This window comes from Photorhabdus antumapuensis (assembly GCF_020387775.1).
In the GTDB taxonomy this organism is placed as follows: domain Bacteria; phylum Pseudomonadota; class Gammaproteobacteria; order Enterobacterales; family Enterobacteriaceae; genus Photorhabdus; species Photorhabdus antumapuensis.
This window is the reverse complement of record NZ_JAHZMK010000015.1, coordinates 99,372-125,919: the sequence shown is the minus strand read 5'-3', so window position 1 is coordinate 125,919 and position 26,548 is coordinate 99,372. Positions and strand designations below refer to the sequence as shown.

The 26,548-nt window shown below is 40.4% G+C and carries 25 protein-coding genes, 1 pseudogene and 1 other annotated feature; of the genes and pseudogenes, 20 read left to right on the top strand and 6 right to left on the bottom strand.

Going from position 1 to position 26,548, the window contains the following annotated elements; translation table 11 throughout:
* The first annotated feature begins 10 nt into the window (after positions 1–10).
* Both artQ and artM read left to right on the top strand, forming a co-directional pair.
* Positions 11–727 (top strand): arginine ABC transporter permease ArtQ, encoded by a 717-nt coding sequence (gene artQ, locus KZ793_RS06575; RefSeq protein WP_225814568.1) that lies wholly within the window; start codon positions 11–13, stop codon positions 725–727.
* A complete protein-coding gene (gene artM, locus KZ793_RS06570; protein WP_225814566.1) occupies positions 727–1,395 on the top strand; it encodes an arginine ABC transporter permease ArtM in 669 nt (222 codons plus the stop codon). Before artQ ends, artM begins: the two co-directional genes overlap by 1 nt.
* Before the next feature lie 52 nt (positions 1,396–1,447).
* Here the strand turns inward: artM and rlmC are convergent, their stop codons facing one another.
* From rlmC to KZ793_RS06555, 3 genes are all read right to left on the bottom strand, one after another.
* The gene (gene rlmC, locus KZ793_RS06565; protein WP_225814564.1) at positions 1,448–2,581 is read right to left on the bottom strand and encodes a 23S rRNA (uracil(747)-C(5))-methyltransferase RlmC; all 1,134 of its coding nucleotides are present in this window, start codon (positions 2,579–2,581) and stop codon (positions 1,448–1,450) included.
* A gap of 24 nt (positions 2,582–2,605) precedes the next feature.
* On the bottom strand, positions 2,606–3,118 hold the full coding sequence (locus KZ793_RS06560) for a type III secretion system chaperone family protein (protein WP_225814562.1): 513 nt from the start codon (positions 3,116–3,118) through the stop codon (positions 2,606–2,608).
* Positions 3,119–3,209: 91 nt separating this feature from the next.
* The gene (locus KZ793_RS06555) at positions 3,210–3,512 is read right to left on the bottom strand and encodes a YbjC family protein (RefSeq protein WP_225814561.1); all 303 of its coding nucleotides are present in this window, start codon (positions 3,510–3,512) and stop codon (positions 3,210–3,212) included.
* Positions 3,513–3,702: 190 nt separating this feature from the next.
* On the opposite strand from KZ793_RS06555, the gene KZ793_RS06550 reads away from it, so the two are divergent.
* The 3 genes from KZ793_RS06550 (at position 3,703) to KZ793_RS06540 (ending at position 7,442) form a co-directional block, all read left to right on the top strand.
* Positions 3,703–3,963: a GrxA family glutaredoxin gene (locus tag KZ793_RS06550; RefSeq protein WP_011145878.1), complete on the top strand. Its 261-nt coding sequence runs from the start codon at positions 3,703–3,705 to the stop codon at positions 3,961–3,963.
* Between the two features lie 552 nt (positions 3,964–4,515).
* On the top strand, positions 4,516–5,124 hold the full coding sequence (gene ybjG / locus KZ793_RS06545) for an undecaprenyl-diphosphate phosphatase (RefSeq protein WP_225814559.1): 609 nt from the start codon (positions 4,516–4,518) through the stop codon (positions 5,122–5,124).
* Between the two features lie 1,019 nt (positions 5,125–6,143).
* Positions 6,144–7,442, top strand: a complete 1,299-nt coding sequence (locus KZ793_RS06540; RefSeq protein WP_225814557.1) for an HAAAP family serine/threonine permease — start codon at positions 6,144–6,146, stop codon at positions 7,440–7,442.
* Positions 7,443–7,519: 77 nt separating this feature from the next.
* Here the strand turns inward: KZ793_RS06540 and KZ793_RS06535 are convergent, their stop codons facing one another.
* On the bottom strand, positions 7,520–8,341 hold the full coding sequence (locus KZ793_RS06535) for a hypothetical protein (RefSeq protein WP_225814555.1): 822 nt from the start codon (positions 8,339–8,341) through the stop codon (positions 7,520–7,522).
* Positions 8,342–9,362: 1,021 nt separating this feature from the next.
* On the opposite strand from KZ793_RS06535, the gene KZ793_RS06530 reads away from it, so the two are divergent.
* The 4 genes from KZ793_RS06530 to KZ793_RS06515 all read left to right on the top strand — a co-directional run bounded on the left by KZ793_RS06530 (position 9,363) and on the right by KZ793_RS06515 (position 12,578).
* Positions 9,363–9,677 (top strand): Cro/Cl family transcriptional regulator, encoded by a 315-nt coding sequence (locus KZ793_RS06530; RefSeq protein ID WP_225814554.1) that lies wholly within the window; start codon positions 9,363–9,365, stop codon positions 9,675–9,677.
* A gap of 226 nt (positions 9,678–9,903) precedes the next feature.
* Positions 9,904–10,074 carry a hypothetical protein gene (locus tag KZ793_RS06525; RefSeq protein WP_225814545.1) on the top strand — a complete coding sequence of 57 codons (171 nt, stop codon included), beginning with the start codon at positions 9,904–9,906 and terminating at the stop codon, positions 10,072–10,074.
* Positions 10,075–10,822: 748 nt separating this feature from the next.
* Positions 10,823–11,161: a hypothetical protein gene (locus tag KZ793_RS06520; RefSeq protein ID WP_225814543.1), complete on the top strand. Its 339-nt coding sequence runs from the start codon at positions 10,823–10,825 to the stop codon at positions 11,159–11,161.
* A gap of 562 nt (positions 11,162–11,723) precedes the next feature.
* Positions 11,724–12,578 carry a hypothetical protein gene (locus KZ793_RS06515; RefSeq protein WP_225814541.1) on the top strand — a complete coding sequence of 285 codons (855 nt, stop codon included), beginning with the start codon at positions 11,724–11,726 and terminating at the stop codon, positions 12,576–12,578.
* A 94-nt stretch (positions 12,579–12,672) separates the two neighbouring features.
* Here the strand turns inward: KZ793_RS06515 and KZ793_RS06510 are convergent, their stop codons facing one another.
* Positions 12,673–13,815, bottom strand: a complete 1,143-nt coding sequence (locus KZ793_RS06510; protein WP_397443583.1) for a serine hydrolase — start codon at positions 13,813–13,815, stop codon at positions 12,673–12,675.
* A gap of 367 nt (positions 13,816–14,182) precedes the next feature.
* Here KZ793_RS06510 and KZ793_RS06505 point away from each other — a divergent pair, with 367 nt between their 5' ends.
* Complete coding sequence (locus tag KZ793_RS06505; protein WP_225814537.1) at positions 14,183–14,803, top strand: glutathione S-transferase family protein; 621 nt, start codon at positions 14,183–14,185, stop codon at positions 14,801–14,803.
* 6 nt (positions 14,804–14,809) lie between these two features.
* Here the strand turns inward: KZ793_RS06505 and KZ793_RS06500 are convergent, their stop codons facing one another.
* The gene (locus tag KZ793_RS06500; protein ID WP_225814536.1) at positions 14,810–15,637 is read right to left on the bottom strand and encodes an SDR family oxidoreductase; all 828 of its coding nucleotides are present in this window, start codon (positions 15,635–15,637) and stop codon (positions 14,810–14,812) included.
* Positions 15,638–15,924: 287 nt separating this feature from the next.
* Here KZ793_RS06500 and hisL point away from each other — a divergent pair, with 287 nt between their 5' ends.
* From hisL to KZ793_RS06450, 10 genes and pseudogenes are all read left to right on the top strand, one after another.
* Positions 15,925–15,972 (top strand): his operon leader peptide, encoded by a 48-nt coding sequence (gene hisL / locus KZ793_RS22835; protein ID WP_109791964.1) that lies wholly within the window; start codon positions 15,925–15,927, stop codon positions 15,970–15,972.
* Positions 15,948–16,071 (top strand) — a sequence feature (His leader region). It overlaps the preceding gene by 25 nt.
* Positions 16,072–16,097: 26 nt before the next feature.
* The gene (gene hisG, locus KZ793_RS06490; RefSeq protein ID WP_225814534.1) at positions 16,098–16,997 is read left to right on the top strand and encodes an ATP phosphoribosyltransferase; all 900 of its coding nucleotides are present in this window, start codon (positions 16,098–16,100) and stop codon (positions 16,995–16,997) included.
* A gap of 7 nt (positions 16,998–17,004) precedes the next feature.
* Positions 17,005–18,324, top strand: a pseudogene (hisD, locus tag KZ793_RS06485) (histidinol dehydrogenase); the annotation flags it as partial.
* On the top strand, positions 18,325–19,428 hold the full coding sequence (gene hisC, locus KZ793_RS06480) for a histidinol-phosphate transaminase (RefSeq protein WP_225814707.1): 1,104 nt from the start codon (positions 18,325–18,327) through the stop codon (positions 19,426–19,428). It abuts the pseudogene before it with no gap.
* Entirely contained in the window at positions 19,428–20,495 is a 1,068-nt protein-coding gene (hisB, locus tag KZ793_RS06475; RefSeq protein ID WP_225814532.1) for a bifunctional histidinol-phosphatase/imidazoleglycerol-phosphate dehydratase HisB, read from the top strand. The genes hisC and hisB overlap by 1 nt, the downstream gene beginning before the upstream one ends.
* Complete coding sequence (gene hisH / locus KZ793_RS06470) at positions 20,495–21,139, top strand: imidazole glycerol phosphate synthase subunit HisH (protein ID WP_225814531.1); 645 nt, start codon at positions 20,495–20,497, stop codon at positions 21,137–21,139. Before hisB ends, hisH begins: the two co-directional genes overlap by 1 nt.
* Before the next feature lie 5 nt (positions 21,140–21,144).
* A complete protein-coding gene (gene hisA / locus KZ793_RS06465; RefSeq protein ID WP_225814529.1) occupies positions 21,145–21,882 on the top strand; it encodes a 1-(5-phosphoribosyl)-5-[(5-phosphoribosylamino)methylideneamino]imidazole-4-carboxamide isomerase in 738 nt (245 codons plus the stop codon).
* A complete protein-coding gene (gene hisF, locus KZ793_RS06460; RefSeq protein ID WP_225814528.1) occupies positions 21,864–22,640 on the top strand; it encodes an imidazole glycerol phosphate synthase subunit HisF in 777 nt (258 codons plus the stop codon). The genes hisA and hisF overlap by 19 nt, the downstream gene beginning before the upstream one ends.
* Positions 22,634–23,239: a bifunctional phosphoribosyl-AMP cyclohydrolase/phosphoribosyl-ATP diphosphatase HisIE gene (hisIE, locus tag KZ793_RS06455; RefSeq protein ID WP_225814526.1), complete on the top strand. Its 606-nt coding sequence runs from the start codon at positions 22,634–22,636 to the stop codon at positions 23,237–23,239. The genes hisF and hisIE overlap by 7 nt, the downstream gene beginning before the upstream one ends.
* A gap of 781 nt (positions 23,240–24,020) precedes the next feature.
* Positions 24,021–25,658, top strand: a complete 1,638-nt coding sequence (locus tag KZ793_RS06450) for a bifunctional metallophosphatase/5'-nucleotidase (protein WP_225814524.1) — start codon at positions 24,021–24,023, stop codon at positions 25,656–25,658.
* Positions 25,659–26,548 lie beyond the last annotated feature (890 nt).

Below are 26,548 nucleotides of genomic sequence, written 5' to 3'. Positions count from 1 at the left end.
CTGAATCTCCATGAATGAATTCCAATCTCTAACCAGCGCCGCCGGCATCACCGTCGGCCTTGCCGTGTCTGCATTAATACTTGGCATGATTTTAGCTATGCTATTTGCTGCCTGGGAATCAGCCCGTTGGAAACCCTTCGCCATACTTGGCACCTGCTGGGTCACTCTGTTCAGAGGATTGCCGGAAATTTTGGTCGTGCTGTTCGTCTACTTCGGCGCGTCACAACTTCTCTTGACACTGGCTGATGGCTTTGACATTGATCTTATCTTCTGGCACCCCAGAATTCAGATAGATATTCAAGACTTTTATGTCAGCCCATTCCTTTGTGGTGTCATTGCACTTTCCCTACTCTACTCTGCCTATGCATCTCAGACACTCCGTGGTGCAATAAAAGCCATTCCTGCCGGCCAATGGGAAGCCGGTCAGGCATTAGGTCTTGGCCGCGCTGAAATATTTTTCCGCCTGATCATGCCTCAAATGTGGCGACATGCTCTACCAGGGCTCGGTAACCAATGGTTAGTTTTACTGAAAGATACCGCACTGGTATCGCTTATCAGTGTGAATGATCTGATGCAGCAAACCAAAAGTATTGCCACACGCACTCAGGAACCCTTTACCTGGTATATGATTGTGGCGCTTATCTATCTGGCTATCACTCTGATCAGTCAGTTTATTTTAAAGAAAATTGAGATGCATACCACTCGCTTTGATCGGAGTGCTCCCTGATGCTTGAGTATATTCAACAAATTTTACCGGGTCTGCAAACCAGTCTAAGCTTGACCGTCACAGCGCTTTTTGTTGCTTTCATGATGTCCGTCCTGTTCACTATGGTTCTGACCATGAAACTACCAGTACTGACACAACTGGTAAAAATCTACATTACTCTGTTTACCGGTACGCCCTTGTTGGTACAGTTCTTTCTGATTTATTACGGGCCTGGGCAGTTTCCATCCATAAAAGCGTACCCGTGGCTTTGGCAATTACTGTCTGAGCCTTGGCTGTGCGCAATGGTAACGCTAGCGCTTAACAGTGCGGCATACTCTACTCTGCTATTCTATGGCGCAGTAAAGGCAATTCCTGCTGGTCAATGGCAATCCTGCCACGCGTTGGGCATGTCTAAAGCACAATCTATGCAGATCCTGCTGCCTTATGCCTTTAAACGGGCGTTATCTTCCTATTCCAACGAAGTTGTATTGATTTTCAAGAGTACTTCTCTCGCAAGTACTATTACTTTGCTGGAAGTAATGGGATACAGTCAGCTTCTATTTGGCCGTAATTATGATGTGATGGCTTTTATGGCCGCAGGGGTGATTTATCTATGTGTTAATGGCATTCTGACTTTGCTGATGCGAATAATTGAACGCCGTGCGCTCGCGTTTGAGCGCCATAACTAAGCGGGGTTGGGCGTTCTCTTTTGGAACCCATCCCCACATATTCTTTCGTTATTCAGTTATGATTTAATTTTAGTAACGTTAAAACTTCGTAATGCTCGGTATGGGGAAACATATCAAACAACTGTGTCTTTTCTACACGATAGTTAGCTAGTACAGCAATGTCTTTCGCCATTGTCTGAGCATTACAGCTTGAATAAAGAATATAATCCGGTGCCATTTTACTGAGATAATCGCACAGCGCCTTACCAATTCCCCGACGAGGTGGATTGACCAAAACCAATTGCGGAATTTGATCTTTCGCTATGGCAAAGTGGGTTGAGTCCAAAGCTTGAAACTCGATATTTTCCAAACCCAGTATTTTTGCCGAATCACGGGCACAATCAATAGCTTCAGGGATGATTTCGATTCCGGTTAAACAGGTATTTTTATCTGCGCAATGCAGGCCAAAGCCCCCAACACCACAGAATAGATCCCACATGCTACTGATTTCCAGTTCACGAACCCAACGCCCCGCTGTTGCATACAATTCGGAAGCCATTTTCGGGTTAGTCTGGAAAAAGCTATGTGGACGGATATAAAGAGGAATGCCATTAAACTGTTCTCTGAGCGCTTTTTGCTCAGTAAACAGAATCTCTTTTTCTCCCTCCAGGATCGCCATATGGATTGGCTGAATATTGGCAGAGATCACCGTAAGCTGTGGCAATTGCTCACGCAACCGGGGTAAAGCACGCTCCAATTGAGCGATTTTCGTTTCAGAACGCAGTACAAAACGCAACATCATTTCACCGCTATGACGGCTTTCTGTCAGCAGCAAATATTTCAGTTCACCCCGCTTACGAGCAACGTTATACGGCGTCAGCCCGGCACAAGCAATGAACGATTTAACAACATCGAATACAGGCTGAAAATGCGCTGGATAGAGAGGACAATGACATAGATCAACCGCCGAGCCATCACGATGCAACATGCCTAGCAATGGGCGTTCCACACTGCCACTGACGACCATTTTAGCTTTATTACGAAAGGCATCTTGTTGGCTGGCGATTGGAGGTAACCATTGCCTCACAATAGCTTGAGGTAATAACTGCTTTAAATCCTGCTGTTTATCTTCTAACTGCTGAGAATAGGGTTTTTCGAGCCACTGACAAGAGTGACAGTGCCCCGCAGAATAATGCGAACATTGCATTGTTGGATGACCGTGTTGGAAATATTAGTGCAAAGTAAAAGTCGGCGCCTTAGCAGAAGCTTGTGATTCCTCTTCCTCTTCAATGTCACTCTCGATTTCAATATCACGATTAATATACAACAAGTTATTACTGTGAATTTCAAAAATCACACCCGCAATCTGCTCTTCGCTTTGTTGCAAGAAATGAGAAAACTGAGAAAAAGTCAGCCCGGCTGAAATAAGGAAAGATTGACACACCACCAATTTCGGTAAATTTTCATCCTGAATATCAAGAAAAGCCTTGATTGTCAGCGAACTGGCATTAATCTGACTTAGATTAGCCATCAAAGGAATAATGGCGGTTGGTTTAACTTCAGCCAACGCAGAAAACAAGATTACATTGTCCAACAGATCAATTTTAGCATCAAATAAACCATCAATATTCTGCATATGAGGTAGATGCAGCGCCTGGCATGAATCGCACTCAAAGTAGGAAATTTTGAGCTGATCCAACCACTCACGCAATACTGATAAGTCAGGAATGACAAGTGAACTCATCTAACAACCCCATACAACGGAAAATGAAAAAGCGCTATAGCTTACGAAATAATTCTTTATCGCGCTATCACCAATAACTGATAAATTATTTTTACTTACCGTTATCACTACCTTCTACCTTATTTTTGCTCTCTTTTTTATGATCAACGCCCAAAAAAGAGAGGCCGCACACTGCACGCCAAATGATATTAACCGCAGCAGGAACCAAACAACCCACGCCAATGAAAATCATAACAACATGTGCTTCTGGCGTCATTAGTAAATCTGTTAAGATGACAATATCATTAATAGTCAAATATGCCAGGATCAAGCATACAATGCCGAAAATTTCTAGCAGGATAACCTGTTTTGGCATATCTGCCAATGAACTCATACTGCCTTGATGACTTTTCATCGCATCCTCTCTTAACAACCTGACGCGACATTATACTACCGGAAACACGGTTACCAAAATTGGTATGATGAATTAAAGCAAAAGGCAATTTCTGCTTTTTTTTACCGATCGATACAGGCATAGTAGCGAGCAAATAAGCATGAGTAACGCATCAAACCGCATTATTTTAATATAACCAAGAGGAGCTTATATGTTTACTGTGATTTTCGGTCGTCCTGGCTGCCCGTACTGTGTCCGCGCGAAAGAGCTGGCGGAACGACTAAAAGAGCAGCGTGATGACTTTGACTTCCGTTATGTTGATATTCACGCAGAAGGTATCACTAAAGCTGATCTGGAAAAAACAGTGGGTAAACCCGTAGAAACTGTCCCGCAAATTTTTGTTGATGAGAAACATATCGGTGGCTGCACTGACTTCGAAGCGTACGTAAAAGAACACCAATTGCTACAATAATCGAACTTCCCGTTTTACTTTCATCGCGGTAAAAACCGCTATTGATTATTAATCACAGGGACTCGGTTGATTTGTGCAAAAAATGTTATTTTCATCAAATTGAAAAAAATCTGTTTTTTTTTCTTATCACGAAGAACTTTCTTACCAAATCGTAGTCTGAATTAATGCCACTGCTTTTCTTTGATATCCCCATATTGAGGAACCCGATAGTTAATCCATTTTGGTTCAAGACTATCGGGTTTTTTTATTGTCTGAAGAATATACCGTTCATAAACACATAACCGATTCTACAGATGATCAAACTGTCAACTACCGGTATTATCAACGCGCTGACCTAGATATTATTACCATATATATCAATAGCTTGATGATTTTTGTCAGGATGACTGCCAGATATTTCCTTGACGGAAATATAAACCAAAAATAAATAACACCAACAATTAAGACAATTACGCTTTACTCATAAGTCAGCCAACTTTACTCTCTTGCGTCCGGCTATCGTGATGTACATAAGTGCGTAATGTACATAAATGACTGTATGTGAGGCCCGATTTGTTAGAACAAATAAATCATGATCTGTTTACTTTTTTCAATGCTACGCCCGAATCATCACCAGCCATGATTGCAATGGCGACGTTCATTGCAAAATACCTGGTTCTTATTTTCCCGCTAACATTGGCTAGTTTCTGGTTCTGGGGTTCAGAGCGTACTCGCCCTTATCATCGGGTTATCGTCAGTAAAACCACCATAGCCTTCTGTTTTGCTATGCTAACCTCATTCTGTATCGGTTTACTCTGCCCTCACGACCGCCCTTTTGCAGAAGGTTTTGGTTATAACTTTCTTCCTCACGCACCAACAACCTCATTCCCAAGTCATCATGGAACAACCGTCTTCACTTTCGCTTTATCCTTTTTATTCTGGTATAGGATTTCGCCGGGCTTATGCATGATGGCAATTGCACTGGCTATTGCATGGGCCAGAATCTATTTAGGCGTTCACTGGCCGATGGATATGGTCGGGGCATTTATCGTCAGCCTAATGGGATGCACTTTTGCACAAATAATATGGAGCCTGTCTGGTGAAAGTTTACAAAAAAGATTGAACAGTCTGTACCAACGTTGCTGCGCTTTTCCTATCCGTAAAGGCTGGATAAAGAGCTAGTAACATCAATGCAACTTATACCCGTTATCTTTCAAGTTGCTTCTTTGTTGGCTGCACTCACTCACCCCGGTCACATAGTTATCTATGCTCCCAGGGATTCGCTCCCTTGCCGTCGCGATGCATCTTGAAATCCATTGGGTATAGTGACTTGAGATAAACGAACTCTATTTCAACCAAGGTCTCTTTATTAGAAATTATTGGCTAATTTTGCCTGCCAAAATGAACATGAGTTAACCAGCAGGCTAATATCCTGTACCCTATTTAGCATTTATTTGCGCTTAAATTCAACTCAACGATTTTCATATAAATCAATAAATTTGTATAAATCACTATGTAAATAGATATATAACGAAAGAGATTATTAAAACTTGATCAAAGAATGGCTAGCACATCTTTCATTCATATTATTGATGCTATTAATCTATTATTCTGGTTTTATCTATATCTTTCACAAAGATACAAGCATTACTATTTTTAAATCGGGTAAAAAATTGATATTTATCAATTTATTAACCATTTACGCTATTTACCATTTTTATTCATTAATATGTAAACAAATAGACAGGAAATAACAAAAACATAAGAGAATAATGAGAGTTGAATAATGGTCAAATTGAGGTTATAATTTGACCTCATTAAAATTCGCAATATTTAAGCAACAATTACACTAAATCTCGTAATATGATGACATTTCGAGATATATTATGCATTTGAGACTATGATCACGGTACTATTCACTAAAAATCGCTATCTTGCCGCTATCAAAAGTCTGGTCTTAAAATTTCCAGACTTTCTTTCAAAAAAGAAAGTAAAGTGAAAATTTTGGATTGTTAATTTAAAGTCCAATTTTCGACCAAAATGTTAATATGGTAATAAGAACGTTTAAATAAACACCAGCGATATTTAAAAAATTTATTTTTTATAAAGAAAGAGTTAAGCCACATGTATTTGCATTTATTGCATACTTGCGGCATTGTGATTTCATTTTTTAATTTACCGCGTTATTCTCGGAGATAACTATGGATATGACTCAAACAGGTACGATCGCATCGCAGGCAACCCGCCCAAGCGATTATAAAACCTGGCGTAAATCAGATACAGTATGGATGCTTGGCTTATATGGTACTGCAATTGGTGCCGGTGTATTATTCTTACCCATCAACGCCGGTATTGGTGGCCTACTACCTCTTTTGGTGATGGCGCTACTGGCTTTCCCAATGACTTTCTTCGCCCACCGTGGGATGTGTCGTTTCGTTCTATCCGGTAAAAACCCTGGCGAAAATATTACCGAAGTCGTAGAAGAGCACTTTGGCAGCCTGGCAGGTAAACTTATCACCCTGCTCTACTTCTTCGCTATCTACCCAATTCTCTTAGTTTACAGCGTTGCTATTACCAACACCGTAGACAGCTTTATTATTCACCAATTACATCTGCCATCCCCCCCCCGTGCCCTGCTGGCTCTGATCCTAATTATTGGTGTAATGACCATCATCCGTTTCGGTGAACAGGCTATTGTTAAAGCAATGAGCGTACTGGTATTCCCATTTGTTGCCGTTTTGATGCTGCTGGCGTTTTATCTGATCCCTCACTGGAACACCGCAATCTTCGAAAACATCAGCATCTCTGCATCAAGTGCAAGTCATGGGCTGCTCATTACTCTATGGCTAGCGATCCCGGTAATGGTGTTCTCCTTCAACCACTCGCCAATTATCTCGGCGTTTGCTGTGGCAAAACGTGAAGAATATGGTGAAAATGCTGAGAAAAAATGCTCCCGCATTCTAGCTTACGCCCATATCATGATGGTTGTAACCGTGATGTTCTTCGTATTTAGCTGCGTATTGAGCCTATCTCCAGAAAATTTGGCAGAAGCCAAAGCACAAAATATTTCTATTCTGTCTTATCTGGCTAACCACTTTAATACACCAGTAATTGCCTACATTGCTCCGTTTATTGCATTCATAGCGATTACCAAATCTTTCCTTGGCCATTATCTGGGTGCGCGTGAAGGTTTTAATGGTATCGTGGTTAAGACATTGCGTGACCAAGGTAAAACTATTGAGCCTAAAAAGCTGAATCGTATCACGTCCATTTTCATGTTAGTAACGACTTGGATTGTCGCTACTCTGAACCCAAGTATTTTGGAAATGATCGAAAGATTAGGTGGTCCTATTATCGCAATGTTGCTGTTCATTATGCCAATGTATGCAATCAGCAAAGTTCCTGCAATGCGCAAATATAGCGGCAAGCTGAGTAATGTGTTTGTCGTCTTTATGGGGTTAGTTGCTATCTCTGCTGTCCTCTACTCACTGTTTGCATAATAAACATTTGGTTGCTGTTCTCTTCAAGCGAGCAGCAACCGAATAATGACATGAGCTAGCTAGCGGAAAAATTTAAGCTACACCACCCACTTCACCCAATCCCCCTGCTGTTCATCATATTGCCACAAATCGTCTTCGTTAAAATATCCACGTTCGTCTATTGGTACCCCCTGCTGCTGTTCTTCGTCCCATTGTTGCCGCAACTTATCTGTCACGATATAAGGCGTCTTGGTCGCAATCGCTCCAGTAAAAGGAAACCTATTGCCAGTCTCCTCAAGACGGATAAACCTGGCATCAGTAGAAATATTAGAGATAACTACAGCCTCAGTTGCTGAAGGAAAGAGAATATAACCGTTAATCAGCGGGAAATATGGTGGCAAACCCGGCTTATACGGTAGTGGAATGATATCAACAGCGTTCCACATAAGAAGATAATCTAACCCTTCATCGTTATTAGGCCCCATTGGATAACCTTGGTAAAAATAACGATTATGAATTGAATAATTACCCGTCAATACATATGCAATATAAAAATAGTAACTAATCAGATCGACTTCTTCTGTTCTGAACGTACCGAATATTGAATGTAAAGGAAATGTTCCCATACCACCAAGGAGACCAAGAACCTCATACTGTTCATCATGACCATATTGATCAATATATTTCCCCGTCTTGATTTTCGACACCTGCATATCTGTCAAAATATTATCTCGTCCATTACTTGGATTGAATCTATATCGACCATAAAGAAAGTGCAGACTATCCTCATAAATGTAAGTAAATTGCTCCTGATTAAGCTTATGGAGAGGATTAGGTTTATCCGTCCACCGCTTGTCAGCACCTAAATTATTGCGATTTCCAAAACGGATAGAAAGCGCTAACGGATCAAGATATGACATATAACCACCTCTTCATCATAGAATAGTGAGCCTATACCCGTTATCTTTCAAGCTGCCTCTTTGTTGGCTGCACTCACTCACCCCGGTCACATAGTTATCTATGCTCCCGGGGATTCGCTCCCTTGCCGTCGCGATGCAACTCGAAATCTATTAGGTATATACGCCCATTAAAAAACGATAATTATTTTTCCAACAATGGCTTAACACTATATTGTCATGCCAATTTATAACTACCTCCCCAGTATTGTCTTAAATGTGTTACTGCTAAAGCACTAAATGCATGTATTAACTCCCTACCAAACACAAACAATCTACGACCATATTCAATAGAATAATGAATTCTAACTATTTTATTTCTAATAACATTAATTTATTGATAAATATAAAATTACTCTAACACAATTTAACCTTAATATTAAAATGGTTAGTTATATTGCTATTTTATACACTGTTGAGTTTTTTAAATAATAGACTAACACTTCATAAAGAAAAGTTTTTTTATAAAAAACACATACAACATCTCATTTATATTAATATTTATATAAATTTCAAATAAATAAATTAACCATATTTATTTACAACAATCAAAAATATAATTTAAAATTTTAATTATCAAACTAATTATTCAAAACAAATAAATTTTTAATTATATTTTAATTCAATATAATTATATACGATATAAAAAATTCCAATTATTTTATATTTCTCACATCAACAATATATTTTCTATTTTTTAATAAAATGACTCAATATATCAGGTAATTACATTATTTTTCCAAATTTATTTGACAACCTATAAATGGCACCTATAGTTATATGTGTTAGAGAAAATGTTATATGCCAATTAAAAATATTAACTGTCCTATATTTTTAGTGCAAAAAAAATTTCTTATGTAGATTGCTTTTATAGTATAAGTACCAACCACCTTATATTTCTCAAACGGACGGTTTTCCGTTCTTTATTCTGAGATAATATAGGTTTATTTATCAATTAATTAAATTATATTTTGGAGTTTATATTATGATTAACGACATGCATCCCTCTTTAATTAAAGATAAAGATATAGTAGATGACGTAATGCTACGTAGCTGTAAAGTTATTGCAATGAAAGTTATGCCAGACAAAGTTATGCAAGTTATGGTAACTGTATTAATGCTTGATGGCACATGTGAAGAAATGCTTTTGAAATGGAATCTGCTAGACAATAGAGGCATGGCGATTTATAAAGTCCTGATGGAAGCGCTTTGTGCTAAGAAAGATGTGAAAATAGGTACCGTAGGAAAAGTTGGTCCTCTCGGCTGCGATTACATTAATTGCGTAGAAATCTCTATGTAAAATAATTGTTTGTTGAAATGCTTGGGCCAAATAATAGACTCCTAATAGAAACTCAATCTGATTGAAGCGATCTCATTGACCGCAAAATACAGTACTGTTGTGATAGGAATTTGGCACAACATTTCTCTGGTATAATGAAGCTGACTTTTATACCTAATAGATTTCGAGTTGCAGCGCGGCGGCAAATGAACGAATCCCCAGGAGCATAGATAACGATGTGACTGGGGTGAGTGAAAGCAGCCAACAAAGCAGCAGCTTGAAAGATGAAGGATATATAACGGCACATTCTACCCTATCTAAGGCAGAGCATAATATTAATGCTCTGCCTGCCATAGTTACATTTAATATAAAACATAAACGCACAAAAATAACAAAAAACAAACTTTCAATAAATTAAAATTAATTAACGCAGCTATCTATTTCACACAAAAATATCAATATATTATTATCAAAATTTAATTTCACTCAAAAAAATTTCTTTTATAAATCATTTTAAAATAGTACACGCCATCCACTCAATCTTTAAAAATAGGGTAGAACAACATCTCTTTATTGCACACTGTGAATATTTAACAACAGATGTAATTACATCAATAATATTTCCATATTGTAATTATTAACAAAATATCATACACCACGGTATTATTAAATCTTAAATAGATTTAAATAAATTAATTGCAGATCTTGCAGTTATATATATCCATGCGAAATACTATAGGATAAGAATAATTTCATAATGTTTTATCTAAATATCAACTAGAAAATTAAAATTTAAATCATTCACCACATACTGCCAGTACGCTTCAATTCCCGCTGTCCCTTCCGCACCCATACTCTATTAATAATAACATCCTGCATAAATAATTCCCACCAGAACAGATAATTAATTTATCCATTTCAACGATAGGAAATAAATATCAATATTATTTTTTGATTAGAGTAATGCATTTGATTATTATAACCATTTAGAGGAAATATATTATTGGCGACTTTTTAACAGCATCAATAATTATATAACACAGATAAACTTTTAATATAGATTACAATTACCAATTACCTTATATTTCTTCGGCGGACAAATGACTGCCCGTAAATTTTGGTAAAAATTATTTTTTCCAATTACATTAAATTAAAAGGTTAACACGATGAACTATACAAATCCTTCTTCTAATGAAGTGGTAACAGAAAATAAACCTGAACAAACTTCTCCAACTCCTAACTACTATTTCGCTGTTGGTACAGTAACTTCAGTTCAGGCTGCACCTGATCAAAACCAATTGCAAGTGACTGTCACTATGCAATTCCCTAACGGTAAATTTAACTATCTGTTATGGTGGAACGCTCAAGACTACAGAGGTGCAGCACTGTATCATCTTCTTCTGAGCGCTTGCAGTAATAACAAACGTGTAAATATAACTTCTTCATCAGCGGTTTCTCCTGGTGGTTACAATTATATCTACAACGCAACATTATTGGATTCTTAATATAGAGTCATAAGTTGATAAATAGCTGCACCTAATTCCTCATTGTTAAAATATAAATTGGGTGTAGCATTTCTCTGGTAGAGTAAAACTAATGTTGAGTAAAAGCTAAAAACATTTTCTATCATATACCCCCCTCTCTAGGTAGAACCTTAACCACAGGGTTCTGCCTGTTCTGGCAACATCGCTTTAAATTTAAATACATTATTTCAATAATGCTATTTTAATGTCATTAATCTATATTCAATTAATTTAAATATTATTTCAAATAGAAAATAAAAACCCTACGACAATAATAAACCTAAAATTAATCCTAATAAATTCATTGATCATACATTTAACACACTCAATAACAACATATCAAAACAATTGTATTAAATCTATTTTTGAACGTTAATATTTTAATTTATCACAAATTAGTTTTCTATCTAATATTACCTATAAAATAATAAAAAACCCAATTAAACCCTATTTTCTTGACAAATATCAATAACGCTTACTACTATCTTTAATGCTGGAATATCTATTTTTCTCTCATTCATTACTCTTCATAATAGGTGATAAAATGTCAGAAGAAAGCCAACGTATTAAAAAGCCATCCTCAGGTTATGCAACAGATCATTTCTACGATGGAGCATGGCATAGGGCCGTCAAATTTGTTGAGGGCAGTGTTGAATTTTTTGATGTTTACGATGTTATCTTTGAGGGGATTACTTACCAATCTCCACCAATCTTAGTTTCTGAGAACCTCATTATTGTTCCCATAGCAAAAGATGAAATTTCCTGGAACAGTAAAATAGAAATATATGGAGCTATTGGCACTGGAGAAAGTGAAAAGATTTTTTCTGACGGTGATGCTATCCGACCTTTTGCCGGTGAACTTGATGTTTCAAATCCTCAGGAACCTCTTGTTATTTTCGGCGGAGGCCATGTTAGTCGATTTCCCAATTACACAGCCAGTGTCAATGGAGTTGAATATGGTGGTTTAATTATAGACCCAGACAAGAATTCAATATCCTTATTGCGCCCCATCGAAGATGGAAAGCTGATGGTATTTGGCAAAACTGAAACTGGCAAAAATGTCATTGTTTTTGAAATAGAAACTGAAGGTGAAAATAAACCACTTAACGGATGGGTAGAGTTTCATGACGTAGCAACCTGTATCCTATTCAGAAATGGCGATTTAACCGGATTCGCTACTAGCTATGAACTCCGATATGAAGGAACATCAACCCGCAATTATCGAGGTTTATCACCTACACATATTCGTTACGAAAACATCGGCCATCATGTTAGAACTGAAATCGAATTATGGGCTTACTGGCAAGATAAACCTGATGGAGTCTTGTTATTCAAAGGCCGGTACAACGGATCTGCGGTAAAAAATAGCAAACGTTGCTCTCTGGATGGAAAAAAATAAGTGTAAAACATGCGCGCGGCAAAATGCCGCGCCTTAAATCAGGAAGAATGTAACTCCACCCACCCTGCCACATAAACCTCATATTGACGTCAAATCAACCAAAAATCGCCTTAAACCAACCACTCACTTTCATCACAATCAAATCCCAAATACGGCTAAAAAAGCCACCTTCCTCTACTGCCGCTTTAACCACCAAAGGACGTTGTTCAATTACCTTATCCCCCAATTGGAAGCTAATCACACCGACAACCTGATTTTTCGTCAAAGGTGCGGTTAGTGGAGTCTGATTTAACGTGTAACTGGCTTTCAGATTTTTCAACTGCCCACGAGGAATGGTGATCGCCACATCTTTTTCCACGCCAAGAGCAATATCTGAGTGCTCGCCATACCAAACCTTTTGTGAAACAAACGGCTCGCTAGCTTTAATCGGCGTCACTGTTTCATAAAAACGGAGTCCCCATGCAAGTAATTTTTCACTTTCAGCGAAACGAATCCGATCACTTGGTGCTCCTAGCACCACAGAAATCAGCCGCATGGGTCCCTCTGTCGCTGAAGCAACCAAGTTATAACCGGCACCGCTGGTATATCCTGTTTTCACACCATCGACATTCATATTTTTATTCCACAACAATCGGTTACGGTTAGGCTGTTGGATTTTATTGAAGGTGAATGTTTTCTCTTTATGCAGGGCATACTCATCAGGAACATCACGGATCATGGCCTGACTCAATACCGCCATATCACGAGCAGTACTGAATTGTCCCTCAGCATCTAACCCATGAACCGTACGAAAATGGGTGTTAGTCAACCCAAGTGCTTTCGCATAATTATTCATCAGACTAACAAATACATCCTGACTACCCGCCACATAATCAGCTAAAGCAATGCTGGCATCATTGCCAGACTGAACAACAACCCCATGATTCAGATCGAGCACTTTTACCCTATCACCGGGTTTAAGAAACATGAGAGAAGAACCTTTCAGTATGGGATTACCCGTCGCCCAGGCATCCTTTCCCACAGTAACGATATCTTCCGGCGTGATTTTTCCCGCTTTTATCGCCTGACCAACAACATAACTGGTCATAATTTTTGTCAGACTGGCTGGATCAAGCCGCTCATCGGGATTACCCGCCGCCAGAATTTTACCGCTGTCATAATCCATTAACACATAAGCTCTAGCGTCCACTGGTGGAACGACAGGTTCATCCGATGCATAAACACGGGCACTTACCATCGATGCCACTGTCAGCACCGCAATAACACATTTCATCGTCATCGCCAGATTTTTCTTCATCATCGTTCCCCTTTACTTAATAAGAAAAAATGTCAAATTCTTATTAATATATACCTAATAGATTTCGAGTTGCAGCGCGGCGGCAAGTGAATGAATCCCCAGGAGCATAGACAACTATGTGACTGGGGTGAGTGAAAGCAGCCAACAAAGCAGCAGCTTGAAAGATGAAGGGTAAAATGTTGTACGACAATAAACCAACGTAAACAGTGTAAAGATTGTGCCGTTCATTGGTTTTCATTTAATCTGATGGAACATTATTGGTAACAAGTAAACGATTTTCTTATCATCCCGACTCAAGGAGAAACCCATGCTAACCATTTGGGGCCGTAAAAACTCTTCCAATGTGAAAAAAGTGCTCTGGTGTCTGAAAGAACTCGATGTACCGCATAATCAGGTAGATATTGGCGGTAAATTTGGCAAACTGGATGACCCTCAATATCTGAAAATGAATCCGAATGGAAAAATCCCTTGTTTACAGGAGGGCGATTTTATTTTGTGGGAATCCAACACAATTGTTCGTTATCTTGCCGCAAAATTTGGTAAAGATATACTTTATCCACAAGATCTACAGGAAAGAGCGAACGCAGATAAATGGATGGATTGGGTTGGTTCACATCTGTTTCCTCATCTCAGACAACTCATAATAGGTTTTATTCGCACACCTGAAGCAGAACGGGATCAAAAACAAATAGAACAAACCTTGGTTGAAATCGAAAAACTGATGAAAGTGGTCGATAACACCCTGGCAGAACAGAAATATCTTTCTGGCGATAAATTTGGCATGGCTGATATTGCATTAGGACCCATGATTTATCCTTGGCTCAATATTCCAATCAAACGACCATCTCTGAAAAATATTGAACGCTGGTACCAATTAATGACAGAAAGACCAGCGTTCAAAGAGATTGTTATGATTGAATTAAGTTGAGAAAAATCAGCTCATTGGCATCCATCCAGGATCGGGATATTGATATTTAAATCCTAATTCCTGACAAATACGACTGCCATCAACAGTCCTACTTCCCACCTGAATTTCTTCTCTGGCAAATTCAGGTGGAACTAAATCAAGCTGATTACTGGCCTTAGGATAAAATTCAGCTTTGGTTGGATGAACAGGCGCACATAAATTATAAATATTCCCACCTTCACTCTTCTGAATTAATAGGTTAATGGCTGAAATAACATCATCCTGATGAACTAAATTGACCGGCTGATTACCCCCTTTAACTCCCTTTTTCCCCGCCAGAAAATGCCCGGCATGACGACCACTGCCTACCAAACCGGCTAAACGCAAAATATCAACAGAAATATTTGGCAGTTTGTGCAACCAATTCTCTAATTCAACTAATGCCTGAGCGGAAAGTGTTTCAGGGCAAAAAGGCGCATCTTCATTGAGATTGCCAGCAACAAAACCATAAACAGAAGTAGAACTGGTGAAAATAATCCTTGGCACAGAGTATGAGAGAGCAGTATCGACAATTAACTGAACTGCCCTAACATAGTTATAACTGCCACCAGCAGTGTGGCTTGCCGGTAAAGTGATAATCAGCACATCGGCTACCATCAGTTGCTCTAAATCATCAAGTGCGCAATTGATCTGAGGTTCCAGTTGTAACAAATAACATTCGATACCAGACATACGTGCTGCCTCTACACCATCTGGCGTCGTTTTACTACCGACAACCTGCATACCACTGCGACTCAATGCCTTGGCTAATGGCATCCCCAACCAACCCAGACCGATAATGGAAACTTTTTTCATCACCACTCCTGCTATGCCTGATATTACTTTGATTATGCAAACAATCCGAACATTAAGCCACTGTTATTATTGACACTGTATTTCTTCCATAGAAAACAATATTTCAAGTAAAAACAAAACATTATTACAATATAAATTTACTGTTAAAAAAATAGATTGCTTTTAAGCCGTCAAATCGTATAGGTTGAATAGCAAGCAAAAAATTTAACCTCTGTTGGTCAATGAATAAAAACAACCGGCAGCAAAAAACAGTCACCAATAGTAATAATAAATAAAGAGAAACCATTATGATCCGCATTCAATTTAGCCATTACCACCATCATCATCCTGATTAGTCTTTCAGGCGGTTGTGTGCTGGAAGACGTTTAGCGGATCTTCCGGTGGCATGAATGCGATAAAAACCCTCGGAAGGTTCCTTCCGAGGGTTTTTTTATGTTTTCGATTTTAAGTGGAGATAAAAATGTTAGATAAATCACGTTTACGTATTGCAATGCAGAAATCAGGCCGATTAAGCGAGGATTCACGAGAGTTACTGGCTCGCTGTGGTATTAAAATCAATCTGCAACAACAGCGCCTAATTGCATTCGCGGAAAATATGCCAATTGATATCTTGCGGGTACGTGATGACGATATTCCAGGACTGGTTATGGATGGCGTCGTTGATCTGGGGATTATCGGTGAAAACGTGCTGGAAGAGGAGCTATTAAGCCGTCGCACTCAAGGAGAAGATCCACGTTATTTCACTTTACGCCGGCTTGATTTCGGCACTTGTCACCTTTCACTGGCCGCTCCTCTCGACTACAACTATACCGGCGTCGAATGTTTACAAAATGCCCGTATCGCAACCTCTTACCCTCACCTGTTAAAACGTTATCTCGATCAGAAAAAAATCCACTTTAAATCCTGTCTGCTAAATGGCTCAGTTGAAGTTGCTCCCCGCGCCGGGTTAGCAGATGCCATCTGCGATCTGGTCTCAACTGGCGCAACACTGGAAGCAAATGGTCTGCGGGAAGTAGAAATTATCTACCGTTCCAAAGCCTGTCTTATTCAACGTGATGGTGAAATGCCCGCCGATAAGCAGCAATTGATTGAGAAACTGATGACCCGTATCCAAGGGGTGATTCAGGCCCGTGAATCCAAATACATCATGTTGCACGCACCCAGTGCAAAACTCGAAGAAGTGATTGCTCTGCTACCAGGGGCAGAACGTCCAACGATTTTACCGCTGGCGGGGGATCAAAACCGCGTTGCCATGCACATGGTAAGCAGTGAAACACTGTTTTGGGAAACAATGGAGAAGCTTAAATCCCTTGGCGCCAGCTCCATTTTAGTGTTGCCGATCGAAAAAATGATGGAGTAAACGAATAATGACTAACCGTTTCGATACCTTGATCCGTTGGCAGGAATGTCATGATGAACAGCAAAGCGCTTTACTGACACGCCCTGCTATTTCAGCTTCAGAAGAAATCTCCCGTACAGTGGAACACATTCTGCATACGGTAAAAGAGTATGGCGATCACACTCTGCGTGAACTCAGCCAACGTTTCGACAAAACGATTATTGAAAATATCCGTATTTCACCGGAAGAGATAGCCGCCGCAGAAAACAGCCTGAATGACGACATTAAACAGGCAATGCAACGGGCAATAAATAATATCCGCGTTTTCCACGAAGCACAGAAGCCTATAAAGATCGAAGTAGAAACCCAACCTGGGGTCTATTGTCAACAAGTAACACGGCCTATTGATTCTGTCGGGCTCTATATCCCCGGTGGTTCCGCACCATTACTTTCTACCGTTTTGATGCTCGGAACACCTGCTCAAATAGCGGGTTGCCATAAAGTTGTACTTTGTTCCCCACCACCGATTGCCAATGAAATTCTCTATGCAGCCACACTGTGTGGCATTACGGAAATATTCCAGGTTGGTGGCGCTCAAGCCATTGCCGCTATGGCATTCGGAACAGAATCCGTACCCAAAGTCGATAAAATCTTTGGTCCAGGTAACGCTTATGTCACTGAGGCCAAAAGACAAGTTAGTCAGCACGTAGAGGGTGCTGCCATTGATATGCCTGCCGGCCCATCGGAACTGCTTATTATCGCCGATGCGGGGGCAGACCCCGTCTTTGTAGCTGCCGATTTACTCTCACAAGCAGAACATGGCCCTGACTCACAAGTGATATTGGTTACACCTGATGAAGCATTAGCCAGAAGAGTGATAGCGGAAATCGAAAAACAGCTTACCCTGCTTGCTCGCAATCAGATTGCCACCAAGGCATTAGCGCATAGCCGGATTATTGTGACAAAAAGCCTGCAACAGTGTGTAGAAATCAGCAACCGCTATGGCCCAGAGCACCTGATTATTCAAACTCGTCAACCAGAACAACTGGTTGAAAAAATCACTAGCGCCGGTTCCATTTTCCTCGGTGACTGGTCGCCGGAATCTGCGGGAGATTATGCATCAGGAACCAATCACGTATTACCCACTTATGGCTACACCTCGACCCATTCCAGCCTTGGTCTGGCAGATTTCCTAAAGCGTATGACAATTCAACAACTGACACCGCAAGGGCTGCTGAACCTAGCTCAGACCATTGAAACACTGGCGCAAGCAGAACAACTAACCGCTCATAAAAACGCTGTTACCTTACGTGTGGCGGCACTGAATATTGCCGGTCAAGGAGTAAATATGAATAACATTTTTGATGCCAATCTGTTGGCACGAGAAAATATCCGCAAATTAACCCCTTATATGTCTGCTCGTCGCCTTGGAGGCAAAGGTGATGTTTGGTTGAATGCCAATGAATACCCACTAACTCCTGATTTTCAATGCACTGAACAAACATTGAACCGCTATCCTGACTGCCAGCCAGCCTCGGTTATCCGTCGTTATGCCGCCTATGCCGGTTTACAACCTGAGCAAGTGCTAGCCTGTCGTGGTGCTGATGAATCCATTGAACTTCTCATCCGCGTATTTTGTGAACCCGGACAAGATATGGTTCTGTTTTGCCCTCCAACTTATGGTATGTACAGTGTCAGCGCTGAAACTTTTGGTGTCGAACAAAAGAAAATTGCCGCACTGGAAAATTGGCAACTGGATATTGAAGCGATCGAAAATAACCTTGACCGGGTAAAATTGATCTATATCTGTAGCCCTAATAATCCAACAGGAAACTCAATTAATTCTGATTCACTGCGCAAAGTTCTGGAACTGGCCGCTAACCGCGCAATTGTCACTATCGATGAAGCCTATATTGAGTTTTGCCCGGAAAATAGTATCGCAAGCTGGCTAAAAAACTATCCAAATTTAGTCATTTTGCGAACCCTCTCGAAAGCTTTTGCTTTAGCCGGTTTGCGCTGTGGATTTACTCTCGCTTCTGTGGATATCATCACGCTGTTGTTAAAAGTGATTGCACCTTACCCGCTTTCTACTCCTGTTGCGGATATTGCAGCACAGGCACTGACAGCAGAAAGTATCGCAATTATGCAAAAACGTGTCGTTGAGATCAGGGAAAACCGCAATGACTTGCAACAGGCGCTGAATAAATTAGCCATCGTTGAAAAGGTATTCCCCAGTGAAACCAACTATATATTGGTGAAATTCCATGACGCAGAAACTGTTTTCAGAACATTATGGCATCAAGGCATCATCCTGCGCGACCAGCGCAAACAGCCCGGTTTAGAGGGTTGCCTGCGGATCACCATCGGCAGCCGTAAAGAGTGTGAGCAAGTGGTTGAAGCCATCAGCGCCCTTTCCACTAAAAATGAACAGCCAAAGGAGACAGCAAGCTGATGAACCAGAAACTCCTTTTTATTGATCGGGATGGCACGCTGATCACAGAACCGCCAACAGATTTTCAAGTTGATCGCTTGGATAAACTGGCACTGGAAACCGAGGTTATTCCTGCTCTGCTTGCCCTGCAAAAATCGGGGTTCAGGCTGATTATGATCACCAACCAAGATGGTCTTGGCACAGACAGTTTTCCATTAGAACAGTTTGAACCACCGCATAACCTGATGATGCAGATTTTCAGTTCTCAAGGAGTCCATTTTGATGAAGTCTTAATCTGCCCTCACAAGCCAGAAGGGAACTGTCATTGCCGTAAACCAAAAATAAAACTGGTAGAAAAATATCTGGCAGAAGGCTTGATGGATACCGTTAACAGCTATGTGATTGGTGACCGAGAAACCGATCTGCAACTGGCAAAAAATATGGGCATTCAGGGGTTACGTTATCATCCGAAAAACCTTGGCTGGCCTGCCATCAGTGAACAACTAACCCGTAAAGATCGCCACGCTCACATTCAACGTGTCACTAAAGAGACATCCATTAATATTGACGTTTGGCTCGATCATGAAGGTGGCAGCGATATCAATACCGGTGTCGGGTTCTTTGACCATATGTTGGATCAAATTGCTACTCACGGTGGCTTCCGCATGAATGTTCTGGTTAAAGGTGATCTCTGTATTGATGATCACCACACCGTTGAAGACACCGGTCTGGCATTGGGAGAAGCATTGAAACTGGCTCTGGGAGATAAACGGGGCATCTGCCGCTTTGGTTTTATGTTGCCAATGGATGAATGCCTTGCCCGCTGTGCTCTCGATATCTCCGGTCGCCCTCATCTGGAATATAAAGCTGAATTCAAACACCAGCGGGTGGGTGATCTGAGTACTGAAATGATCGAGCACTTCTTTCGTTCACTCTCTTATACAATGGCCTGTACACTGCATCTGAAAACAAAAGGCAGCAACGATCATCACAGAGCAGAAAGTCTATTTAAAGCCTTTGGCCGAGCACTGCGTCAGGCGATTCGAGTAGAAGGCGATACATTGCCTAGTTCCAAAGGAGTTCTGTGATGAAAGTCGTCATTCTCGATACTGGCTGCGCTAACTTATCATCGGTAGTTTATGCCATCCGAAAATTAGGTTATCAACCTGAAATCAGTCAGGAAGCAGCAACGATCCTAACAGCAGATAAATTACTTTTGCCTGGCGTCGGCACTGCCAGTGCAGCAATGGATCAATTGAAACAACGGGAACTTATATCGTTAATTAAAGTACTCAGCCAACCTGTGTTAGGTATTTGCCTTGGCATGCAGCTATTCGCCGCCACCAGCGAAGAAAGCGATAATAGTAACAATGTTGTAGGTAACAATGTTTCAGATAACAATGTTGCAGGTGATCATGTCACCCTACTCGAAGTTATTGCTTCCCCCGTGCAAAAAATGGCTACTCATGGGCTTCCATTACCACACATGGGCTGGAATCAAGTTCTGCCAAAAGCTGGACACCCGCTATTTCGTGGTATTGAAGACCATGCCTATTTTTATTTTGTCCATAGCTACGCGATCCCGCTGAATACCTACACCATTGCGCAAACTGAATATGGCAATACTTTCAGCAGTGCAATCGCCAAAGACAACTTCTTTGGCGTGCAGTTTCACCCTGAACGTTCCGGTGCTGCCGGAGCCAGACTATTAAAGAATTTTCTGGAGATGTAGGCACAATGATTATACCCGCATTAGATTTGATAGATGGCAAAGTAGTACGGTTACATCAGGGGGATTATGCTCAGCAACGGGATTATCAACACGATCCTCTATCCTACTTTCAACAATATGAACAACAGGGAGCAAAACGACTCCATTTGGTCGATCTGACTGGCGCTAAAGATCCATCCGCCCGCCAGATCCCTTTACTGCGCAAATTACTTGCAGCAGTTTCTATACCTGTTCAAGTTGGCGGTGGCATCCGTACCGAAGAAGATGTGAAAACATTGCTTGATGCGGGAGCCAACCGGATCGTGATTGGCTCTATCGCCATAAAACAGCCGGCATTAGTTACCCAATGGTTTAAACGTTATGGTGCGGAAAATATTGTGCTGGCGCTGGATGTCCGTATCAATGATACAGGCACGAAACAAGTTGCCATCAATGGCTGGCGGGAGAATTCCGCCGTTACTCTGGAACAGGTTATTGAGCAATATCTGCCTTGCGGGCTGAAATATGTCCTGTGTACCGATATCTCCCGCGATGGCACTCTAATCGGTTCAAATGTCGAATTATATTGGGAAGTTTGCCAATGTTATCCACAAATCGCGTTTCAGGCTTCGGGTGGTATCGGTACGTTAAATGATATCGCTTCTCTGCCTGCCAGCGGTGTAGCTGGGGTTATTATTGGTCGTTCATTACTTGATGGGAAATTTACCCTGACGGAGGCAATTCAATGTTGGCAAAACGCATAATTCCTTGCCTTGATGTTCGTGACGGGCAAGTAGTTAAAGGCATTCAGTTTCGTCATCACGAAATTATCGGCGATATTGTGCCACTCGCCCAACGTTATGCAAAAGAAGGTGCAGATGAATTGGTTTTCTACGATATCACTGCCTCATCTGATGGACGAGTAGTCGATAAAAGTTGGGTCGCCAAAGTTGCGGAAGTGATCGATATTCCTTTTTGCGTTGCCGGTGGGATTAAAACGGTCGAAGATGCAGGGCAAATCCTCTCATTTGGGGCAGATAAAATCTCTATCAACTCCCCTGCACTAGCCGATCCAACCTTAATTACCCGTTTAGCCGATCGTTATGGCGTTCAATGCATCGTCGTAGGGATTGATACCTGGTTTGATGAAAGCACTAGCCGCTATCAGGTTTATCAGTTTACTGGTGATGAAAAACGCACAACAGCCACCCAATGGCAAACCCTCGATTGGGTAAAAGAAGCACAACGCCGTGGCGCAGGTGAAATCGTCCTCAATATGATGAACCAGGATGGTGTCCGCAATGGCTACGATCTGACTCAACTAAAACAGGTGCGCGACGTTTGTCATGTTCCTCTCATTGCCTCTGGCGGTGCAGGCGCACCAGAACACTTTCTTGATGCTTTTAAACAGGCAAACGTCGATGGTGCACTCGCTGCATCTGTATTCCATAAACACATTATCAATATTGGTGAATTAAAACAGTACCTTTCACAACACGGCGTGGAGATAAGAACTTGCTGACCGCACAACAAATCGAAAAACTGGATTGGGAAAAAGTTGCTTATATGATGCCGGTTATTGTACAACATGCTATATCCGGTGATGTCCTCATGATGGGCTACATGAATAAAGAAGCACTGAATATCACTATCAGTTCAGGTAAAATCACGTTGTTTTCCCGCAGTAAACAACGTCTGTGGACCAAAGGTGAAAGCTCCGGTCATTTTCTCAATTTGGTCAATATCTACCCTGATTGTGACAATGATACCCTGTTGGCACTCGCTGACCCAACCGGCCCTACCTGCCATTTTGGCACACCCAGTTGCTTTGCTCCGGCACAAACTGAATGGGGATTTCTCTATCAGCTTGAAAAATTGCTGGCAAGTCGCAAAACAGCCGACCCTGAATACTCATACACCGCAAAGTTATATGCCAGCGGTACTAAACGAATCGCTCAGAAAGTAGGTGAAGAAGGGTTGGAAACTGCTTTAGCCGCGGCAGTTAACAATAGAGAAGAGCTAACGAATGAAGCAGCAGACCTGATGTATCACTTGATGGTTTTACTACAGGATCAAGATTTGGATCTCAGTTGTGTTATTCGTCGATTACGGGAAAGATGAGGCAGTTGTCAGTTTGCAATTTAACTGCATACCTGCCTCATCATTAAAAAAACAACTTCTCCTGAAAATAGTCGCTTCACAAATCGACTATTTTCAGATGTAGCCTATTAATTAAGTTTGTGGGAGGGTAATCAATTCCGCATTAAATAAAAAGGTAGGAATTTGACCGAAAAGCCTTGATACGGATTAGCGTATAGGGTTGAGAGGCGATTTTGCACTACCCAGTAGGAGTTGATAATCTCTATTATATTATGCGTTTGATTTGGATCAATTAACGGATATCTGGAATAAAGATATACCCTTCATCTTTCAAGCTGCTGCTTTGTTGGCTGCTTTCACTCACCCCAGTCACATAGTTATCTATGCTCCTGGGGATTCGTTCATTTGCCGCCGCGCTGCAACTCGAAATCTATTAGGTATAAATAGTTTGGCAGTGTTGATATTACAATAATTCACCCTAAATTTTACTATTTTTAATCATAGTTACTCTCCATAAACCTAATCAATTATCATTTAAATGGAACTTAAGTTATTTAATCTGAACTCTGGATAAAAAATCAAACTAAATGCTTGTTCCAATATCAAAACTTTCACCGCCAAAAACCGATCTTATTTAGAAAATAGATTTGTATGGTGTTGGTGTGAAATGGTACTAGAATCGTATCGAAAGTGATATATATACGGGTTACTATTTTCATGATGAACTTTACATTTGTTACAGCAAAAAATAAGATGTGATTAACTGTCTAGAACACAAAATCAATACCAAGAGATAAACAAGATGAATAATAAATATAAATTAATTTCTTTGGCGATTAGTAGTGCCCTGTTAGCCGGATGTGTCATTAAACCCGATCATAATAAAGCAGATATTATTGATGTTCGTGTCCTGGCTATGAACGATTTTCATGGTGCGCTGAAAGCACCAAACCCCAATAAACCCGGTGGCATTGAACATATGTCCACACTAATCAAGGAACTAAAGAAAGAGAAACCTAACAATATTGTCGTTGGTGCTGGCGATATGATCGGGGCAAGTCCATTACTCTCTTCAATGTTTCATGACGAGCCAACAATTGAAACGCTATCCAAAGTAGGTTTGGAAGCAACTGCTGTTGGCAATCATGAGTTTGATAAAGGTAAGGATGAACTGCTGCGTAAACAGAATGGTGGCTGTCATCCTGTAACTGGCTGTCAAGGGCCAAAGCCATTTCCGGGGGCGAAATTTCAATATCTGGCAGCAAATGTCACCGTCAATCAAACGGGTAAGACACTATTTCCTGCATATATCATTAAAAAATTTGAAGGCATTCCGATAGCTTTCATTGGCCTGACTCTGGAAAATACTCCAGAGATCGTGACACCAAGCGGAACCGAAGGTTTGAGCTTCGCTAACGAAGTTAAAACCATTAATGCTTTAGTGCCGGAGCTACAGAAACAAGGTGTTAAAGCAATAGGCGTTCTGATTCATGAAGGTGCTGAACAAAAAAGTGATGGCAAACCGATTGATGCGAATGCCTGCAATGCTTTAACCGGTGAAGTGTTGGATATCGTTAATCAACTGGATAAAGAGATTGATTTTGTTATTACTGGTCACACTCATCAAGCGTATAACTGTGTAATTAATGGTAAGCCAGTCACCTCTGCACAGGCTAATGGCGCGTTAATAACTAGCTTGGATCTAAAACTGGACAAATCCACTCAGAATATTGTGGATTTTAAAGCGGAAAATATTTGGGTTGATAACCATAAATATGAAAAAGATCCAGAAGTGACTAAAGTATTGGATATATATGAAAAAATAGCCGCGCCATTGGCAAACCGTGTTATTGGTAAGTTGGATAGCGATCTGAATAGGAAAACTAATCGTGCTGGTGAATCTTCACTGGGTAAAGTAATTGCAGATGCACATTTGTATACTGCTGCACCTAAAGAAAGTGGCGGCGCCCAAATTGCATTTATTAACAGCGGCGGTATTCGTGCTGACATGACCAATGGTAAAGTAACTTACAGTGCTATCTACGCTGTTCAGCCATTCTCTAATGTATTATTAACCAAGACACTAACGGGTGAACAAATTAAACGTCTGCTGGAACAACAATGGGATCGTTCACGTTCACAAATCTTGGCGGTTTCTCATAGTTTTGAATATCAGTGGGATAGCGCCAAACCAGTAGGCGATCATGTTATTACCCGCTCGATGAAAATCAATGGTGAACCCATTGAATTAAATGGAAAATACCGTGTGGCTGCTAACGAATTTTTGGCAACAGGGGGAAGTAACTTCTCTGTGTTTAACGAGGGTATTGATCCTGTATATAGCGTGCCTGATGTTGATGCTGTAATAAAATATTTCGCTGAAAAATCGCCTATTTCTTATCCTAAACAAGATCGCATCATTAATGTGAGCGAAGAATAATTAACAACCTATTTCGTTGGGTTATTTTATTAATAATACCCGACGAAATAGGTGCGGATACATACGGTTTTGTCTATTTTATCTCTCCTGCAATCACGATCCACAGCCCTTTTCCAGCAAATGAGAAGGGGGAAATAATAAATAGATTAACAAGGTGGATTCATATAGTCAGTGCAACATAATTCCACGAACAATACACCGATTATAATCTCTATGATTTATTTTTTAACTCTGTGATTGCAACAATAATTTTACCTTTTTAAGGAGGATAATAAATATCCATATTATTATAATTTATACATGTAACTGTTAGATGTGGAAAAAGTTAATGATATATCAATGTTTTAATATGAAAGATCTGTATTTCTATTTTTTGTGACAATGTAGACGTATTTTTAAATTAAGCTATCACCTTTATTTGACAACGTATGAATGGCATCTATAGTTATATGTGTTAGATAAAATATTCATGTGGTATTAAAAATACTAACTATTATATCTGACTCGTAGATGACCAATTAATACATATTGATTTTGTAGTAGAAGTAACCACTATCTTGTATTACACAAGTAAATAGTTTGTTGTTCTGTATCTTGGGTAATATAAATTCATTTATTACATTATGGAGTTTGAAATAAGCGATAGAAATCTACCACTGTCTAAAGTATCATCTGTCGAATTTGATCATAACATGTCACCAAGAGTTATTGTAACTGTAACATCAGGGGACAGGTATAGTATACTTTGGGAAGACGACATGGATGAAGTTAAATACAAGGATCATTCGCTAGTAATTTATAACATATTGTTAGCAGCTATGTCTAATCAGAACCTTCGTATATCAGGAACATTTGAACCCGTTACGAGTCAAGAAATTAAAGGTAAGATA